Origin of the sequence: Nocardioides flavus (ex Wang et al. 2016) (assembly GCF_014653115.1) — a bacterium.
Taxonomy (GTDB): Bacteria; Actinomycetota; Actinomycetes; order Propionibacteriales; family Nocardioidaceae; genus Nocardioides; species Nocardioides flavus.
The window spans coordinates 162,662-179,759 of sequence record NZ_BNAD01000004.1 but is presented as its reverse complement, the minus strand read 5'-3'; the positions used below and the strand labels follow the sequence as shown (position 1 = coordinate 179,759).

Sequence of the window (17,098 nt, the reverse complement as noted above, 5' to 3'; positions counted from 1 at the left end):
GACCAAGACAGCGTTCATCCCGACAAACGGCCACAGGCCGAGCATCGTGCAGAAACGATCAAGATCAGCCACGCTATCGCGTTGAGCACGCAGAGTCGGAGAACACTGGTCTGGAGAAGCGAGTAGACGAAGAGTGCGCTCCCTTCCAGCCGAGGACGTCGAGCCAGGTCACGACGGGGACTCTAGCGTCCGTCGCTGTCGTTCGCTGGCGTCTCGGCCCATCGGACGGTGAGTGTTGATGCGCTCGACGGGCATGTCGATATCGACGAGCACGTGGCAGACGTGCCCGCTACGGTAACCCCATGATCACCGCCATCGTTTTCGTGAAGGCCGATGTCGCGCGAATCGCTGAGGTCGCAGAAGCCATCGCGTCGCTCGACGGCGTCAGCGAGGTCTATTCTGTGACCGGCCAGATCGACCTCATTGCGCTGGTACGGGTGCGCGAGCACGACGAGGTAGCTGGGGTCGTGGCGGATCGGCTCAATAAGGTCGACGGTGTCACCGAGACCGAGACGCACATCGCGTTCAGGACCTACTCTCGCCACGACCTCGACGCTGCGTTCAGCTTGGGGCTGGAGTAGCAACTTGGATGCTCGTGCGCCCAAGCGACGATTGCGGCACTTGGTGCTTGACGAGTTGAGTCCGCCTGCGATGCGGCCACGCCGTGGACGTCTCCTCCGCCATGCGGCGGCAAGGATGGTCGCGGAGCTTCCGACAGGAATTCTCGTCGGCATGTCGCTCGTCACAGTGACCGCGCTCGTGCTGACCAAAGTCGCTGACGCGCCATTGCGCCAGCAGGGGATCGCGGCGGCGCTCCTTCTACTTTTCGCAGGATCTGCCGCCGTGGTTTCTTGGCGGCTAAGCGAGGGGTCGTCGCGCCCGACCGGATGGGTGACAACGGTTCCCGCCTGCTGGGTCTTCGCGTGGGGTGTGGCGCAACTCGCCTTGCAGGGCCCCGACGCCGTCGAGTGGTTCCTCGGGGGTGACAATGTTCGTCACGTTGGAACGGTGGCCGAGATTGTCTCGACCGGCGACCTGACCTATGCAGACACCGCTTACCCGCGGGCTTGGCACACCGTGATCGCTTTGGCGTGGGTTTTTGGTGGCGCCGCTCTAGATGAGAGCCGCATCCTCTCGTTTGTGCTTCTGAACGCTACGTCAACCTGGATTCTTTTCGCGCTTCTGGTGCTCGCCAGCAGCAATCTGGCGAATGCCATCGCACAGCGGTTGCAGTCCCAAGGATGGCGAGCCGGAGCCTGGGCGGCTGCGTTGGCCGGTTGCTGGATGATGACGCCCCGCTTCATGGCGGATACCCTTGCGCTCGGATTCCAGACGACCATCCTTGCTGCGATTGTGCTGGCGGTCGCAGCCCGCGAATGCGTGGTTGGGCGGACGAACCGGTTGAACGGCTACATGGTGTGGGTCGCGCTGGTCGTGCTCATGGCACATACCTGGCAACTATTGATACCTGCCGTCGTGGTGCCAGCTGCGGTCCATGGCTGGAGGGTGGCCGTGTCGGACGCCCAAGCCCGTGGGCGCGTTCTGGTGCTGACTAGCCTCGGTGCACTCGGAGCCGCGCCTCCTTTCCTGTCGGCGTACACAGGTCCTGGAATTGCGGCTTCTGCCGCGCCCGGTGTTAGCCCGGTGCCGTCGTGGCTGGTGCTTCTGGCGTCGGTGATCGCGACAATGATCGTGATCCGACAGTTGCCTCGGGCTGAGGCGACTGGACTCGGGGGCGTCGTCCTGGCGCCCATGCTCGTCGGCGTCGCGATTTCAGGAGTTCTGGCGACCTCGATCACTTCCTACTATCCGTCCAAGTTGCTGTGGCACACCGCGGCGGTCGGCCTCGGCCTGTTCGCCGTCGTCACGGTGTCCTTTGTCGCACGAGCGGCTCGAGCCGGCCCGGCGCTCAGGATCGGAGGTGTCACTATCGGCACGCTTGCATCGGCATTCGGGCTCTGGGGTCTGGTCACCCCTTTGGGGTCGCAGATTCACGCATGGTCAACCGTCGACGGCCAACGGGTCATGAGTGCGTTGGAGATCCCGGGAAGCTCAGAGGCTCAAGGTGTCTGGATGAACACGGACACCGAAACCGCGGTGACCCGTACCCTCATTGCCTCTTTGCGCGGAGTTGCGTTGGCGGCTGACCGGATGAGCGTCGCGGAGGAATGCGCCGCAATGCGTGAGTCGCCTTCTCCGGTGGTCGTCACCTCAAAGTCAGCGACCGCCGCTCATCGCCGCTACGACTGCGTCGACGGACTCCAGGTCATCACTGTGCACCGTTGATTCGCCAGGGCGACGAGTCAATGCGGCGATCGGTGCACAGGCGACGGCAGCCGCTGCTCGTCGAACGGCACGAGCGAGAGTCGCGACTGGTTGGCGGCGTCGTAGATCGCCAGGTGCCGCGCCGCGCCGCCAATCGGACAGACCCACTCCCCGTCGACGTCGACGAGGCGTACGCCGGGTGACTCCAGCCAGCGCAGGATCTTCTCGGTCTCCTCTGCGGTGGCTGCCGGCACCGGGCCGGGGGCATCGCTGACGGTCTCGGCGCTGGCGGTGAGCTCGCGGACGTACTGATGGGCGTCGGCGCCGGGCGGGATCACGCCGGCCGCGGCGAGGCGGCCGTGGCGTACGACGTGCACGGACCACCGGCCGTCGTCCTCCCGACGAGCGGCGACGACCTCCGGGCAGCGCGTCACGGCAGACAGTCGTTGCGTACGCGCGGCGGCGCGCACGAACGTCGCGAGCCGGTCGCGGTGCACGCCGGCCTCCTCGAAGCGCTCACGGTCGGCGAGGGCCGTCATCCGTTGGTTGATCGCCTCGACGACCTCGTGCGGGCTGCGGAGGAGCGTGTCACGCAGCTGCCGCACGACGGCGCCGTAGGTGGAGGCGTCGGTGGACCCGTCGCAGGGCGACAGGCACCGGCCCATCTCTGCCAGCACGCACGCTGACCGGGACGGAGCGGCCGGCAGGCGGCCGTTGCACTGCCGCACCGGGAACGTCTCGTGGAGGGCGGCGAGGCACTTCTCGGCCGTCTTCTTGGAGGAGAACGGGCCGAGGTAGTCGGCGTCGTCGTCGAGCACCTTGCGCACGAGCGACAAGCGGGGCCACGCCTCGCGGGTGAGCTTGAGGAAGTGCACCTTCTCGGGGAAGCGCGAGCGGCGGTTGTACTTCGGCTTGTGCTCGGCAATCAGGCGCAGCTCGCGCACCTCGGCCTCGAGGGGCGTGGCGCACTCGATGCCGGTGACCGAGGTGGCGAGACCGACCATCTCGCCCATGCGCGTGCGGGTCTCGGAGGACGTGAAGTAGGTCCGGACGCGGGTGCGCAGGTCGCGCGACGTGCCGATGTAGAGGACGCGGGACCGGTCGTCACGGAACAGGTAGACACCGGGGGAGTGGGGCAGGCCCTCGGCCAAGTGGCGCTTGCGTCGCTGCGCCGTGGTGACCTTGGACGAGAACGTCTGCAGCTCCTCGAGCGTGTGCACGCCCAGGCCCCCGAGGCGCTCCATCAGACCGTGGAGCACGTCGACCGTCGCGCGGGCGTCGGACAGGGCGCGGTGGTTGGGCGTGGTGGAGGCGTTGAACAGCTTGGCCAGGGACGACAGCTTGCAGTTGGGGGCGTCGTCACGGGTGATGACGCGGCGCGCGAGCTTGGCTGTGTCGAGCACCTCGAACTTCGGCCAGGCGCGACCCTGCTGCTTGGCGAAGTGCTGGAGGAACCCGACATCGAAGGGTGCGTTGTGGGCGACGAGCACGCAGCCGGCCGCAAAGTCCAGGAACGCCGGCAGTGCCGTCTCGATCGACGGGGCGCCACGGACCATCGAGTTGCTGATGCCAGTGAGCACCGCGATGAACGCAGGGATCTCCGTGTGCGGGTCGACCAGCGTCTGGAACTCGCCGAGCACCTCTCCGCCACGCACCTTGACCGCCCCGATCTCGGTGATCATCGAGCCGGCCTCGGCGGACCCGCCGGTGGTCTCGAGGTCGACCACGCAGAAGGTGAGGTCGCGCAGCGGCCGTCCCAGCTCGTCGAAGCTGCGCTGCGCCTCCCAGCGGGAGGTCCCGCGAGTGGGGCGAAGTGCGGTGGTGCTCATGCCGACGACGCTAGACGTGGGATCCGACATCGGCGGGCAGGGCACGCGGACTACGCTGACCGCGCCCGACCCGACCGCCCCCACCCGAGGAGCATTCCGTGCCCGACCAGACCGCCGACCTCCGTCTTCCGGGCGACGGCGAGCGATGGCGCTGTGCCGGTTGCGGCAACCTCACGCGCTTCGACGTGACGCGCACGCGACGGACCAAGGAGTACTGGCACTTCGATCTCGCCGGCGAGCACGAGGTCGAGGAGGAGACGGTGCTGTCGGAGGACCTCGCGTCCGTGTCCTGCCGGTGGTGCGGCCGCGCCGACGCCATCGAGATCGTGGACCGCGCGTCGGCCGACACCGCCGCCGACCCTGCAGCCGACTCTGCCGCTGGCTGACAGGACGACCGTGACCGAGCCCGCGCCCGTACCGGAGCGGCTGCGCCTGCGCGTCGTCGCCCTGGTGTCCGCGGTGCTGCCGTCGGTCACACCGGTTCCGCTGCCGCTGCGCAAGGTTGCCGGCTTCGCGCCCGCGCGGCGCGCCCGGCTCGGCGGCGGCGCTATCTGGGCCGCCCTCGAGGACGACGCCTTCCGTGAGCACGCGGCGGTCCAGGTCGCGGCCGTGCCCGGGCAGGACGACGATCCCCTCGACCGGGCCGCTCGTGCGTGGCTGAGCCGCGAGGACGGCTGGGAGGGCGTCGTCGCAGAGGTCGTCGAGAGCCTCGCCGCCGACCCGCAGCACGACGACCAGGTCAGCGCGGAGCACAGCCGGCTGACCGCCCAGGTCGCCGCGCTGCAGGCCGAGCTCGTGGCCGCCCGCGCGCTCCACCGCGAGGAGCTCGATCGCGCCAAGGCGGACCACAAGGTGCTGCGCCAGCGGCTCGGCGAGGCGCGCGGCGTCCTCCGCGCCGCGGAGTCCGAGCGCGATGCGGCGTACGCCGCACGCGACGAGGCGCTGGCGGAGGCCGATCGCGCGACCCGGGCCGCCGAGGCCGACGTACGCCGCCTCCGCGCCCAGCTCGACGAGGCGGAGTCCGGGCTGGCGGCGACCCGCCGCGACGCACGCTCCGAGCGCGACGCCGCGAGCATCCGCGCCCGCCTGCTGCTCGACGCGGTCGTCGACGCGGCGACCGGGCTGCGTCGTGAGCTGGCGCTGCCGCCGTTGAGCGGGGCGCCGGGCGACGCCGTCGAGGCCGCCCTGGCGGGCATCGAGGCCGCGCCCACGTCGAGTGCCCCGGCCACGCCGGCGCTCCTCGAGCAGACGCTCGCGATGCCGCGCTCGCGGCTGATCGTCGACGGCTACAACGTCACCAAGCAGGCGTGGCCCACCGCCAGCCTGGAGGCGCAGCGGAGCCGGCTGGTCTCGGCGCTCGGCCCGCTGGTGGCGCGGTCCGGGGCGGAGACCACCGTCGTGTTCGACGCGGCCGAGTCCACCGTCCGTACGGCGATGCCGGCGCCGCGCGGCGTGCGGGTGGTGTTCAGCCCCGAGGGGGTGATCGCCGACGACGTGATCCGCCAGCTGGTAGCGGCCGAGCCGCGGGGGAGGGTGGTCGTGGTGGTGAGCGATGACCAGGCTGTAGCGCGTGATGTCACGGGCAGCGGTGCACGGTCCGTGCCCGCCTCGGCGCTTCTCGGAGCGATCGGCGCGTAGCCCGACACGCCGGGCGCCGACACGCCGGGGACCCGTTGTCGGTGCGTCCTGTCACCGTTCGGGACATGACGACACGGATCGATTGCGACACCTGCGTGGTGCGCGGGCTGCACTGCCACGACTGCGTGGTGACGGTGCTCCTCGGCCCGCCGCCCGAGCTGACCATCGACGACGACGAGATGGCCGCGCTGGACGTGCTGGCCTCGGGAGGACTGGTGCCTCCGTTGCGACTGGTGGAGCCGGTGCCGGGGCCTGTGATCGAGTCGGCCTGAGCTTCGTGATCGGCTCAGTACGCGGGTAACCACGCCGACTGGCAGCGTGGTGGGTCCTGGCTGTCGACCGCGCGGAACGTCAGGAACTTCCGTACCAGCAGTGGCAGCTCCACCGCCTCATCTTCGTCGAGCGTGCGCTCACCACTCCCTTCAGCGACGACGACTGACACACCCGGGTGGCGTGCCAGGTAGTCCTGGAGATTGGGCTCAGGCACCAGGTAACCCTCTCGCGCGTAGATGTCGAGCTCTTCGGCGTCGGACCTCACTACCGTCAGCAGGTCGTCCTGGACGTCCCGCAAGTGCAGGGTTCCCGGTACGAGGAGATGGTTGGTCTCGCCCGCAACGGTGGTGAGGTTGGCGTACATGTTGAACCCGACCGCAGTCTTGAGCTCCAAGTAGGGCGCCATGCCGTTGGCGACAACCAGAGCGACCAGCGCCGAGGCGACCGAGCCCGGTATCCGCATGGGGAGAGGCGCAGGTCCAAGGCCGTCGCGCGCGACCTGCCAGATGATCCACGCCGCGACCAGGACCCAGGCCCCGAAGCCGATCAGCTTCACGGTGGCGAACGCGGTGGGGACCGGAGGTAGAAGTGACGCCGTGACGACGATGGACGCAACGGTGACCAGGGCGACCTTGAGCCGAGGCGAGTCGTGGATGCCGACGTCGAGGCGCTCGAGCGTGGACTGGGGGAGAAAGAGGCACAGGAGCACGACCAGCGCGGCAGTGAAGTCGTAGAAGTGCTGCGAGAAGTCCAGCGAGATGACTGTGTGGAAGACGAGTGCCAGGAGGACGCCCGCGAGTCGGGTCCGGGTGAAGGCGAGAAGGATCGGAACCGATAGCTCGATAAGTACCGGGCCCGCAATCGCGACCGTCCCGAGGACGCTGTTCCCGTCGAAGGTCGGTAGACCGAACGAGGCAAGCGATTGGTTGGCGTAGAAGACTCCACAGGAGACCTGCGGGTCCAGAAACCCGGTGTTGAGCTTCGCGAAGGCGGCGAAGCTGTAGAAGCCGAGCAGGATCCAACGGCCGGTCACCGAAAGCCACGCCCACGGGTCGTCGCGCGTCATGGACAGCAGCGTTGCGACGGCGATGAACCCCACGACCAGCCAGTGGTTGCCAGTCACAGGCAGTTCGAGCCAGAGAGAGACCAGTGTCAACACGGCCGTTGCTGCCAACACCGTCCGGGTGGGGCGTACGACGAGCAAGATGGCAGCGACTCCCAGTGCCGCGGACGTCGCGACGAGTGCTGATGACCCCCCGAACTGATCGCTCCGCCATCCAGCCGGGTTGCCCACCAGATGCGCCACCACCGCGAGGCCAAGGGTCCTGGCGAACCAGCGCATCGAAGGGGCCATGTGGTCGTGCCCTCCGGGTGAGCAGGTTGAGCCGATCTGGTGGATCGGCAGCGGTCTGGAGTGGATGCACCGTATCGCCGCTGCCGCCACATCCGCAGGCGTTTCACGTCCGGCCGGCCGCTCGCGCGACGGGGTCGAACGATCTCTTCCCACGGTGTCGCAAGGGTTGGCGGCTCGCCGCCGGGCGGTTTATGGTGTCCGCTGACGTCCGTGGCAGTGGGTCACCCGGCCCGCGCGGACGTCGCGCCGAGTCGCAGACCACGTCCCCCGCACCACTGTGGTCCGCGAGCCGGGGAACCACACTTCCCCCTGGGGTGAATCCCCTGTGAGGCGCACTGCGCGAGCGGTGCGTGGAGCAGGGGTAGGCCGGTCGTGCCGAACCCGTCAGCTCACCTGGTAGGCGTACGACACCCCGAGGAGTTCCCCCGCTCGTGGCTCACACCCGCAAGCGAGTTGGCGCGACCGTCATTGGTCTCTCCGCGATCGCTGCCATCGCTTTCGTGCCCGCGACCCCCGCGCAGGCCGACCCCGACATCAAGGACGTCAAGGCTCGCGTCGACCGCCTCTACCACGAGGCAGAGGCCGCACAGGAGCGCCTGCACGACGCCAGGCTGGACCTCGCTGACCTCCGTCGCGACCTCAACGCCCTGAAGGCCGACCAGGCGCGCCAGGACGAGCGCCTCGACGCCGTCCGCGACCAGGTCTCCGACGCCGTCGTGCGCCAGCTCGAGGGTGAGGGCATCTCGACGGTGGGTCAGATCGTCGTCTCCGAGGACCCCGGTGCCTTCCTGGACTCGCTCTCGACGATGTCGTCCTTCAACGACCTGCAGGCCTCCCTCCTCTCCGATTACGACACCGAGCTCGAGGCTCTCGAGATCCGGCAGGAGGCGACCGCGGACCGCACCGAGGAGATCGCCCGCCTCACCGAGCAGCTGAGCGCCGAGAAGGACACGGTCGACGACAAGCTCGCCGAGGCCAAGGAGCTGCTGTCCGACCTCGAGGCCGAGGAGCGTGAGCGCGTGCTCGCCTCGCGCGGCACCACGACGCGCGTGCCCGCCTCGGTGCCCGCGTCCGGACGCGCCGCCGCTGCCATCCAGTACGCGATGGCACAGGTCGGTGACGCCTACGTCTACGGCGCGATGGGTGAGAACGCCTTCGACTGCAGCGGCCTCACCATGCGGGCGTGGGCCCAGGCCGGAGTCTCCCTCCCGCACTCGTCCAGCGCGCAGTTCAACTCCGGCCCGCGCATCGCCGTGAGCGACCTCCAGCCGGGCGACCTCGTCTTCTACTACAGCCCGATCAGCCACGTCGGGATGTACATCGGCAACGGCATGATCGTCCACGCTGCCAACCCGGCCACCGACGTCGCCGTCTCGGGCCTCCACTCGATGCCCTATGTCGGCGCGGTCCGTCCTGGCTGACCAGCAGACCTCGGAGGCCGGTCGCCCATTCCTGTGGGCGGCCGGCCTTTCGCTGTTCGTGGCGCTCGCGGTCGTCGTGCTCGTCGTGCGGGACGGCCCGACCCGGGTCGAGCCGGCACGCCCGGTCGAGGCGCTGCGGGCAAGCCCGGCCCAGGCAGCCGCGGCGCTGTCGTCGTTCGTCGCCGCGGTGGAGGCACGCGACGGGGAGGCGCTCGTTGATCTCGCGCCGCCTGCGTCGACCGAGGTGCAGGACCAGCTGTCCGGCGTCGCCGCCAACGCGGCCTCGTTGGACCTTCGGGACGTCACCGCGCGGTACGTCGACCAGGCGGGAACCGTGGCCGACGACGGGTCCTGGGCCGGGGTCGTCGAGATGACGTGGCGGTTCGACGGTTTCGACCCGGCACCCGCGCAGGCGGATGTGATCGTGCGGTTCGCGCCCGACGGCGACGGGCTCGCCATCGCGGGATTCGGCGCCCCCGAATCGTCAGAAGGGCGTGTGCCGCTCTGGCTGCGAGGCGAGCTGGCGGTGGCTCGCTCGGACGACTACCTCGTCCTGGTCGACGGAGATCATCAAGAGGCCGACGACGTCGCGTCGCGGGTGCGCCGCGGCATCCCGGTCGTCACGAAGGTCCTGCCCGACTGGAGCGGACCGGTCGTGGTGGAGGTCCCGGGGAGCGCATCCGACCTCGACGAGACGCTGGGGGTGCCGTCCGGGACGTACGCCGGGATCGCGGCCGTCACGGCCGGCGTGGGGACTGACAGCGGACCGGACGCGCCGGTCCACGTCTTCGTCAACCCGGAGGTCACCGACGGTCTGCGGCGCGCAGGTGCCCAGGTGGTGATGAGCCACGAGCTGGTCCACATCGCCACGGACGCGGCGCGAAAGCCGGTGGAGCCGTGGCTGCTGGAGGGCTTCGCCGACTATGTCGCGCTGCGCGACACGAGACTGCCTGATCGCGTGACCCTAGGCCGGGCCATCGAGGCGGCGCGGCGGGAGGGGGTCCCGAAAGCGCTGCCGTCGGCCGCCGACTTCGACACTCAGGGTCCGGATCTGCAAGCACGGTACGAGGAAGCCTGGCTGGCGTGTCGGATCATCGCCGAGCGGCTGGGCGAGCGGGTGCTGCTAGACCTGTACGACGAAGTCGCCGGCGGCGCGATGCTCGAAGACGTGCTACCGCGGCTCGGGATGCCGACAGCTGTTCTGACTCGCGCATGGCGGAGTCGATTGTCGCTGACTAGCTGATCCTGGTCGGGTCAGGGCGCGAAGACCCCGGCCGGCACGAGGAATAGGTCGCTGACCGCGAGCCCGAACGCCGACACACCTCCGATAATCACGATGGCGATGAGACCCACCATCAGTCCGTACTCGACCGCGGTTGACCCGCGCTCGTCACGTCGCATCCGTGCGAAGGTTTTGTTAATCACAATCTCTCCCTAACTCTGAAAATCACGAGAGCCGGCACCGTCGAGGACAACGGGGCCGGCTCTCAGCGCGACGGATGATCAGTTGAGCGAGTTCGCGACGCCGCTGAAGAGCGTCCTCAGGTTGCCGCCGAGCAGCGTCACGGCACCGATGATGACGATGGCGATGAGCGCCACCATCAGGCCGTACTCGACGGCGGTGGCGCCGCGCTCGTCGCGCTTGGCCTTCATGTCGTTGACGAGCATGATGGTCATGAACTGCAGCTTCTCGATCATGGTGTTTCCCCTTGTGTCTGTGATGAGTCTCGGTTCCGAGCCCACGAGGACCCGTCGGGAGTAACTCTGCCAAGTTGAAGGCTGCGGCGAATCGGGTGATCGGCCTCTATGAGGTAGTCCCTTCTGACTATCTCCGTGCTACCCGACCAGAACCAGGGCTGATCGATGTGGTGATTCGAGTCAGAAGCGGGGCGACGAAGCATGGTCAAGAAGGCCGAGCCGCATGGCTGTCACCAGTGCCTGGGCGCGGTTGGCCGCTCCGAGCTTCTGGTAGATGTGGGTGATGTGCGTCTTGGCTGTCGACTCGCTCATGTAGAGGGACGAGGCGATCTCGCCGGTGCCGAGCCCGTCGGCCAGCAGGCTGAGAACCTCTGCCTCACGGGCCGAGAGTTTGGGCGGCGCGGGTGAGGCGGCACGCCGCATCACGGCCTGGCTCAACCCCGCGCAGAGGAACGTACGCGGGGCCACGGCCGCGTGCTTGGCTGCGCTCACGACCTCCGTCGCTCGGGTGTCCTTCCCGACGAAGGCGGACGCTCCGGCCTCCATCGCTGCGAAGATCTGGTCGTCGCCGGCATGCATGGTGAGCACGACGACTCCCGTGACGTCACTCGTCTTCCTGATGGCTCGCACCACGTCCAGGCCATGGCCATCAGGCATCTGAAGGTCTGTCACCACCACATCGGGTTCGAGCGCCGCCCACGCGGCGAGCCCCTCTGCCACGCTGGCCGCCTGTCCGACGACCGTCATCTCATCGTCCCTCTCGAAGGCTCGGGCCAGCCCTTGACGGATCAGCTCGTGGTCGTCAACCAGTAGCACGGTGGTGCCCATCGGCAGTGCCTTCCTCGCGGGTGTGGGGTGCGGGTGACCGGAGGCTGACAACGGTGCCGCCGTCGGGCCGGGGACAGATGTTCAGGTGCGCGCCAACGCCCTCGGCGCGTTCGCGCATCGTCTGGAGTCCCCAATGACGCTCGCGGGGACCAGCATTGCCGACGCCGTCGTCCTCGATCGTCAGCTCGAGCATCGAACCGTCGGAGTCCAGCGCCACCCACAGGTTGTCGGCCCGAGCATGCTTGCGGACGTTGCCGATGGCTTCCTGGGCGACGCGGAGGACTTCTGTGGCAGTTCTGGGCGGGAGCGGCGGGCCCGACTCCGCGAGCGAGAGGTGGACTCGGAGGCCTGACGCGTGGCTGACCGCGCGAGCGTAGTCAGCAAGCGACGCTGATAGGCGTCCGTCCGTGACCTCGTGGCGCAGGTCGAAGATGGAGAACCGGATCTCGGAGACCAGGCGAGTGATCTCTGCACGGAGCTGGGCGGCGAGCTCTCGCGTCTCCCTGTGCGGGCTGATGGACTCGATCTCGTCGACGATGTATCCGAGCCCCACGATCTCCTGGGCGACACCGTCGTGCATCTCCCGCGCGATGCGGTTGCGCTCCTCCGAGGTGGCGAGCGACCGGACGTCGTCGAAGAGAACGGCAGTGTCGAGCCGGACCGCGAACTCGTCGGCCACCTCCAACGCGCGTTCGTTGAGCTCCACGGTCCAACGGGGGACACCGACGAGGACGCAGTAGCCAAGCGTCTGCTGGACCCCCCGCAGCGGGACCACAGCTGCGCCCGGCGTGCGCTCGTGCTCCGGCAACGAGATCTCGGCGGTCAGCCGAGCAACGTCGTCCGCTCCGTTGAGCGCGCGCAAGGACTGGTCCGGCTCCACGACGAACACGGTGACCCTCGCGCAGGTCGTGGCGTCTCGCATGGCTGACTCGAGTTCGGCCGCGAGTGTGGTGCTGTCGAGCCCGAGGCTTCCCGAGCTGGCGAGTCGGTGGATGCGCTCCATCAGCTGGTGGGCGGTGTCATAGGGGGCCTGCCGAGCGGCCATGTGACGGGTCCCACGCGACTGCCAGCTCGCCAGCAGTCCCACGCCGAGGCCGATCGCGAGCCACGGGCTCCCTTGTCCGAGCCGGACCAGGTAGTTCTCGACCGGGTTGGTGGCGAGCGTTGCCGCGAGAGTCAGGACCGACACGAGGAAGACATTGAGAGTCGTCACCAAGCCGTGACGGACACCGGCGACGATGGGTGGTACGGCGAGATAGCTGCCCAGTTCCGCCAATGAACTGGTCGTGGTGACGAACGCCGTGACCGCGACTGCCTCTGCCACTGTGTGCCAGTGCATCGGTCTGTTGCGCGTCATCCACTCGAGCAGGGACGTGGCAGCGGCCACCAAGGTCAGGACGACCAGGAGGGACGCTGTCTCGACCAGGACTCGGTCGCCGAGGATCGTTCCTGTCGCGAGCGCCAGAGCGAAGACCCGTATGGCGGTCGTCGTGCGCCACGACTGCAGTGCCGGCCGAGGCGCACCTGAGTCGTGTGCGATGGAGGGAACGATGGGGGTCATGGACCTCACATACCTGAGAAGGTCTCCGCGATCTGGATCCCCGCCGGTCCCAGGATGACGAGGAACAGGCACGGGAGGATGAAGAGCACGAGAGGGATCATGATCCGGACCGGAACCTGCTGCGCCTTCTCCTCAGCACGCTGCCGCCGCTTCGTACGCATCTCCTGACTCTGGATCCGGAGCACGCGTGCGATCGGGATACCGAGGCTGTCGGCCTGGATCATCGCGCTGCAGAAGGACTTGAGGTCGGGCAAGGACGTCCGCTCCGCCATCAGTCGCATGGCGTCGACGCGACCCACTCCGAGCTGCATCTCCTGGAGCAGCCTGGCGAACTCGAGGTTGAGGGGGCCGTCACCGTTCTTGGCGACCCGACTCACCGCTGCGTCGAACCCGAGCCCCGCCTCGACGGAGATCGTGAGGAGGTCCATGGCGTCGGGCAGGGCGTTGCGCATCAGCTTCGAGCGCTTCTCGCCGGCGTTGTAGAGCAGGACGTTGGGCAGGACGTATCCGAAAGCCGCGGCCAGGCCGGTGGCCACTATGACCCGGTAGAACGGCCATCCCATGCCGAGGAGATAGAGGAAGCCCAGACCGCCGAAGAGGGCGAGACCGAGCACCTTGATACCGATGATGCGGTTCACGTCCCACGCCGCGGGGTTACCCGCGATGTTCAGCCGGTACTGGATCTTCTGTGCGGTGTCGGCTCGCACAAGCTTGCGACCTACGCCTACCAGTCGCTCTCCGAGCGGAGCGATGACGCGTTCGACGAAGGGCTGCTCGATCTCCGCCTTGAGCACGCTCGGTGCTGAATCGAGTGCTTGCACCGCCGCGACGGACCGCGCCACACCGCGTCGTTCAGTGGTGATCACTCCGATGACGGTCAGGGCCAGGATCATCGCCGCACACAACAAGGCAGCACCCAGCATCAAGGTCAGGGACATGTTCATACCTCCACCTTTGCCAGCTTGGCCATCGCCCATGACCCGAGGCCGAGAAGGACAGCGGCAAGCCCCAGCATGATGTACCCGGGAAGCGTCGTGTAGAGCAGCTTGATGTACTCAGGGTTCGCCCACGTCATGTAGAGGCCGACCAGAGGTGGCAGCCCCGTCAGGATGTAGCCCGACAGTCGACCCTCCGCGCTGAGAGCCTTGACCTGGCGGCGGAGGTACTCCCGCTCCCGCAGCGTGTCCGCAACTGTGTGCAGGATTTCGGCGAGGTTGCCCCCGACCTCGCGCTGGATCCGGATCGCCATCACGATCCAGTTGAAGTCCTCACTGTCCATCCGCTGCCCGACGCCTTCGAGCGCGTCGGTGATGTCGACGCCGAGCCGTTGCTCGACGAGAGCACGACGGAGCTCGCCAGCCATCGGCTCGTTGCCTTCGCGTACGACACTGTCCACTGCTTGGGGAAGTGAGAGGCCCGCCTGGAGGCCGCCGGCCATCAGACCGAGGGTCTCCGCAAGCTGGCCGTTGAACCTGTTGAGGCGACGAGAGTGTCGAATCTTGAGGTACAGCCACGGCCCGACGATGCCCAGCACGAGACCAAGGACAGCCAAGCCGCCGCCGCCGAGGACAAAGCACACGAGCGCGGCACCGACGGCGATCCCCGCGTGGAGAAGCAGCCACTCCGACGCTGTCAGTGCAGAGCCGGCCCCGGCCAACCTCTGTGAGATGCGCGTCTCGAGGTCGGCCGTGACCACCTTGTCGGTGAGAGCGACAGCCGATCCCTTGAGGTCGGCGCTGCTGGTGCTCGGCTTGTTCTTTCCGCCGGACTTCTCGCCGAAGTAGGCCTCGAGGCGTCGGTCAGCAGAGGACCTGCGCGGCCCTGCGAGTGCGATGGCCAGGATCCCGCCGAACCCGAGGGCCAATCCAGCCGCACCGATGAGCATGCCGGGCGTGCCCACGAGGGACCGGCCGGACGTCACGAGGTCGGGGGTGGCCTGGGGTGCGCCGATCGAGACGAAGGCGGAGTCCACGTAGGTCGCAGCGCCGGCACCGACGCTCACGCTGAGGTTGACTTCGTCGACCGCGTCCTCCGGCCGGTCGAAGGTGACGACGAGCTGTTGGGCAAGAGCGTCTGCTTGGGCCGAGAAGACGTCCTGAAGAGCCTCCTGCTCGGCCGGGATCACCTGTCCACCGGTGCCCTCCGCCAGCTCGGACATGGTCTGGGCATTCTTGGGGTTCGCGAGTGACACCACGTCGACCACGACACCCTGGTCCACCGCGTCGTTCCTGATGACGTCCAACGTGGTCGAGCTGTTGGTGTCGCCACCGTCCGACAGCACCAGCACCGAACGAGAGCCCCCAACGCCTACGCGGTCAAGGCCTTCGGCAATTGCGTCGTAGACGGCCGTCCCCTTGCGCAGCGTGATGCCCGACAGAGCAGCCCGCACGGACTCGTGGTCAGTCGTGGGCTCGATGACTTCGCCCAGATCACCAGCAAAGGCCACCAGACCGATGCGGACGTCGTCCGGAGCGGCGGTCAGGAAGGCATCGACCGCAGCTGTGGCTGAGGCGAACTTGTCGCCTTGTTGCATGCTGTTGCTCGCGTCGAGCACCAGGACGGCGGTGCGCTCGACGTCACCGGCAGAGATGACCTTGGCAGACGAGTCCACCGTCCGGCCGTCGACGTCGACGGTCACCGAAGTAGGGTCCACCTGCGCACCCCCGGGTATCCCGTCGACAGCGAGGACGAGCGACACCACCCCGTCGACGGACTGGACGTGGTCGATGTTGACCTCGTCAGCGGCCCAAGCCGGTGCAACGGCGCCGAGCGCGAGCAGCCCGCCCGCGAACATGGCGGCGGCTCCCCGGATTCCGTTGGGGGCGCGGTGTCTGCTCATCGCAGGGTTCCGCCCGTGGCGAAGATGGCGGGGTCGACGTGCACACCGTGGTCGGTGAGGCGCTCCAGGAATCGGGGGCGCAGCCCCATTGATTGCAGACCACCCTTGAACTTGCCGTTCTCGTCGAGACCGGCCGCGTAGTCGAACAGGAAGACGTCCTGGGTCGTGATGATGTCCCCCTCCATGCCGACGATCTCGGTAATGGCTGTGATGCGCCGGGTGCCGTCCTTGAGGCGCGTCTGCTGGATGATCAGGTCGACGGCGCTCGCAACCTGCTCGCGAATGGCGCGTACGGGGAGGTCCATACCCGCCATCAGGACCATGGTCTCAAGACGCGCGAGCGCGTCGCGAGGCGTGTTCGCGTGCAGCGTCGAGATCGAGCCGTCGTGGCCGGTGTTCATGGCCTGGAGCATGTCAAGTGCGGCGGCGTCGCGGATCTCACCGACCACGACGCGGTCTGGTCGCATGCGTAGAGAGTTCTTCACCAGGTCGCGGATCGTCACGGCGCCCTTGCCCTCGATGTTGGGAGGACGGGACTCGAGCCGTAGGACGTGGTCCTGCACGAGTCGGAGCTCGGCTGCGTCCTCGATGGTGACGATGCGCTCGTCGTCGGGGATGAAGGACGACAGCACGTTCAGGGTCGTCGTCTTGCCCGCTCCCGTGCCGCCGGAGACGAGGATGTTGAGCCGTCCGCGTACACATCCCTCGAGCAGATTGGCCGCGGGGCGGGTCAGGGTGCCGAAACCGATGAGGTCCTCGACGGTGTAGGGGTCCTCGGAGAACTTGCGGATGGTGAGCTTCGACCCGTCGAGTGCCAGCGGTGGGATGATCGCATTGACACGACTGCCGTCAGGCAGGCGAGCGTCGACCATCGGGCTGGTCTCGTCGACGCGGCGGCCGATCTTGCTGACGATCTTGTCGATCGTCCGGCGCAGGTGCGCCTCGTCGGTGAACGAGGTGTCGACCCGGACCAGCTTGCCGCTGCGCTCGACGTAGATGTCCTGGAACGAGTTGACCATGACCTCGGAGAGGCCGGGGTCGCGCAGGAGCGGCTCGATCGGGCCGTAGCCGAGGATGTCGTCGGCGATCTCCTGCGACACGCGGGTGCGGTCCGCCGAGGACATCGGGATGTCGGCATCGGCGATGGCCGTCTGGAGAGCGAGCCGGACTTGCTGCTCGAGCTCCGACTGCGTCATGTGGGCGTCGTAGAGCTTGGGCCCCAGGGACTCCACAAGCCGCTGGTGGACGATCCGCTTGAGGTCCTGGAAGGGATCGACCTTGGAGGCGGCGCTCTTGCGCTTGGGTTCACCCGCGGGAGCGTGATTTGGGGACACAAGGTTCGCAGGGGGGGTGTTCCCGTTCGCTGGAACGGCGCCCGGGCCGTCTGTCCCC

16 protein-coding genes and 1 riboswitch are annotated in these 17,098 nt (G+C 68.1%); of the genes, 7 read left to right on the top strand and 9 right to left on the bottom strand.

Features of this window, described 5'->3' with window-relative positions:
- Window positions 1-302: 302 nt before the first annotated feature.
- A complete protein-coding gene (locus IE200_RS09525; RefSeq protein WP_191279236.1) occupies window positions 303-581 on the top strand; it encodes an Lrp/AsnC family transcriptional regulator in 279 nt (92 codons plus the stop codon).
- Window positions 582-732: 151 nt separating this feature from the next.
- Window positions 733-2,286, top strand: coding sequence for a hypothetical protein (locus IE200_RS09520; protein ID WP_191279235.1), 1,554 nt, complete (start codon window positions 733-735; stop codon window positions 2,284-2,286).
- Between the two features lie 17 nt (window positions 2,287-2,303).
- Here the strand turns inward: IE200_RS09520 and IE200_RS09515 are convergent, their stop codons facing one another.
- Complete coding sequence (locus IE200_RS09515; RefSeq protein ID WP_191279234.1) at window positions 2,304-4,094, bottom strand: DEDD exonuclease domain-containing protein; 1,791 nt, start codon at window positions 4,092-4,094, stop codon at window positions 2,304-2,306.
- A 98-nt stretch (window positions 4,095-4,192) separates the two neighbouring features.
- Between IE200_RS09515 and IE200_RS09510 the strand changes: the two genes are divergently transcribed.
- From IE200_RS09510 to IE200_RS09500, 3 genes are all read left to right on the top strand, one after another.
- On the top strand, window positions 4,193-4,480 hold the full coding sequence (locus tag IE200_RS09510; protein WP_191279233.1) for a hypothetical protein: 288 nt from the start codon (window positions 4,193-4,195) through the stop codon (window positions 4,478-4,480).
- Between the two features lie 10 nt (window positions 4,481-4,490).
- Window positions 4,491-5,732: an NYN domain-containing protein gene (locus IE200_RS09505; protein ID WP_191279232.1), complete on the top strand. Its 1,242-nt coding sequence runs from the start codon at window positions 4,491-4,493 to the stop codon at window positions 5,730-5,732.
- Between the two features lie 65 nt (window positions 5,733-5,797).
- Entirely contained in the window at window positions 5,798-6,004 is a 207-nt protein-coding gene (locus IE200_RS09500) for a hypothetical protein (RefSeq protein WP_191279231.1), read from the top strand.
- Between the two features lie 14 nt (window positions 6,005-6,018).
- Here the strand turns inward: IE200_RS09500 and IE200_RS09495 are convergent, their stop codons facing one another.
- The gene (locus tag IE200_RS09495; RefSeq protein WP_191279230.1) at window positions 6,019-7,347 is read right to left on the bottom strand and encodes a hypothetical protein; all 1,329 of its coding nucleotides are present in this window, start codon (window positions 7,345-7,347) and stop codon (window positions 6,019-6,021) included.
- Between the two features lie 258 nt (window positions 7,348-7,605).
- Window positions 7,606-7,760: riboswitch (cyclic di-AMP (ydaO/yuaA leader) on the top strand.
- A 99-nt stretch (window positions 7,761-7,859) separates the two neighbouring features.
- Here IE200_RS09495 and IE200_RS09490 point away from each other — a divergent pair.
- Together IE200_RS09490 and IE200_RS09485 are read left to right on the top strand one after the other, a co-directional pair.
- Window positions 7,860-8,780 carry a C40 family peptidase gene (locus IE200_RS09490; protein ID WP_229856345.1) on the top strand — a complete coding sequence of 307 codons (921 nt, stop codon included), beginning with the start codon at window positions 7,860-7,862 and terminating at the stop codon, window positions 8,778-8,780.
- A complete protein-coding gene (locus IE200_RS09485) occupies window positions 8,755-10,023 on the top strand; it encodes a hypothetical protein (RefSeq protein WP_191279228.1) in 1,269 nt (422 codons plus the stop codon). The genes IE200_RS09490 and IE200_RS09485 overlap by 26 nt, the downstream gene beginning before the upstream one ends.
- Before the next feature lie 11 nt (window positions 10,024-10,034).
- Here the strand turns inward: IE200_RS09485 and IE200_RS09480 are convergent, their stop codons facing one another.
- From IE200_RS09480 to IE200_RS09450, 7 genes are all read right to left on the bottom strand, one after another.
- Window positions 10,035-10,181, bottom strand: a complete 147-nt coding sequence (locus IE200_RS09480; protein ID WP_191279227.1) for a Flp family type IVb pilin — start codon at window positions 10,179-10,181, stop codon at window positions 10,035-10,037.
- 102 nt (window positions 10,182-10,283) lie between these two features.
- The gene (locus IE200_RS09475; protein WP_229856344.1) at window positions 10,284-10,478 is read right to left on the bottom strand and encodes a Flp family type IVb pilin; all 195 of its coding nucleotides are present in this window, start codon (window positions 10,476-10,478) and stop codon (window positions 10,284-10,286) included.
- A gap of 180 nt (window positions 10,479-10,658) precedes the next feature.
- Window positions 10,659-11,306 (bottom strand): response regulator transcription factor, encoded by a 648-nt coding sequence (locus IE200_RS09470; RefSeq protein ID WP_191279226.1) that lies wholly within the window; start codon window positions 11,304-11,306, stop codon window positions 10,659-10,661.
- On the bottom strand, window positions 11,281-12,939 hold the full coding sequence (locus IE200_RS09465) for a sensor histidine kinase (RefSeq protein WP_191279225.1): 1,659 nt from the start codon (window positions 12,937-12,939) through the stop codon (window positions 11,281-11,283). Before IE200_RS09465 ends, IE200_RS09470 begins: the two co-directional genes overlap by 26 nt.
- Window positions 12,873-13,844 (bottom strand): type II secretion system F family protein, encoded by a 972-nt coding sequence (locus IE200_RS09460; RefSeq protein ID WP_191279224.1) that lies wholly within the window; start codon window positions 13,842-13,844, stop codon window positions 12,873-12,875. The genes IE200_RS09465 and IE200_RS09460 overlap by 67 nt, the downstream gene beginning before the upstream one ends.
- Window positions 13,808-15,706 carry a type II secretion system F family protein gene (locus IE200_RS09455; RefSeq protein ID WP_191279223.1) on the bottom strand — a complete coding sequence of 633 codons (1,899 nt, stop codon included), beginning with the start codon at window positions 15,704-15,706 and terminating at the stop codon, window positions 13,808-13,810. The genes IE200_RS09460 and IE200_RS09455 overlap by 37 nt, the downstream gene beginning before the upstream one ends.
- Window positions 15,703-16,902 (bottom strand): CpaF family protein, encoded by a 1,200-nt coding sequence (locus IE200_RS09450; protein ID WP_229856342.1) that lies wholly within the window; start codon window positions 16,900-16,902, stop codon window positions 15,703-15,705. Before IE200_RS09450 ends, IE200_RS09455 begins: the two co-directional genes overlap by 4 nt.
- Window positions 16,903-17,098 lie beyond the last annotated feature (196 nt).

Coding starts and splice junctions, on each gene's coding strand:
- IE200_RS09525 (WP_191279236.1), top strand. CDS start 303: ATGATCACCGCCATCGTTTTCGTGAAGGCCGATGTCGCGCGAATCGCT.
- IE200_RS09520 (WP_191279235.1), top strand. CDS start 733: ATGTCGCTCGTCACAGTGACCGCGCTCGTGCTGACCAAAGTCGCTGAC.
- IE200_RS09515 (WP_191279234.1), bottom strand. CDS start 4,094: ATGAGCACCACCGCACTTCGCCCCACTCGCGGGACCTCCCGCTGGGAG.
- IE200_RS09500 (WP_191279231.1), top strand. CDS start 5,798: ATGACGACACGGATCGATTGCGACACCTGCGTGGTGCGCGGGCTGCAC.
- IE200_RS09495 (WP_191279230.1), bottom strand. CDS start 7,347: ATGCGCTGGTTCGCCAGGACCCTTGGCCTCGCGGTGGTGGCGCATCTG.
- IE200_RS09485 (WP_191279228.1), top strand. CDS start 8,755: ATGTCGGCGCGGTCCGTCCTGGCTGACCAGCAGACCTCGGAGGCCGGT.
- IE200_RS09480 (WP_191279227.1), bottom strand. CDS start 10,181: ATGCGACGTGACGAGCGCGGGTCAACCGCGGTCGAGTACGGACTGATG.
- IE200_RS09475 (WP_229856344.1), bottom strand. CDS start 10,478: ATGATCGAGAAGCTGCAGTTCATGACCATCATGCTCGTCAACGACATG.
- IE200_RS09470 (WP_191279226.1), bottom strand. CDS start 11,306: ATGGGCACCACCGTGCTACTGGTTGACGACCACGAGCTGATCCGTCAA.
- IE200_RS09460 (WP_191279224.1), bottom strand. CDS start 13,844: ATGGGCGATGGCCAAGCTGGCAAAGGTGGAGGTATGAACATGTCCCTG.
- IE200_RS09455 (WP_191279223.1), bottom strand. CDS start 15,706: ATGAGCAGACACCGCGCCCCCAACGGAATCCGGGGAGCCGCCGCCATG.
- IE200_RS09450 (WP_229856342.1), bottom strand. CDS start 16,902: ATGACGCAGTCGGAGCTCGAGCAGCAAGTCCGGCTCGCTCTCCAGACG.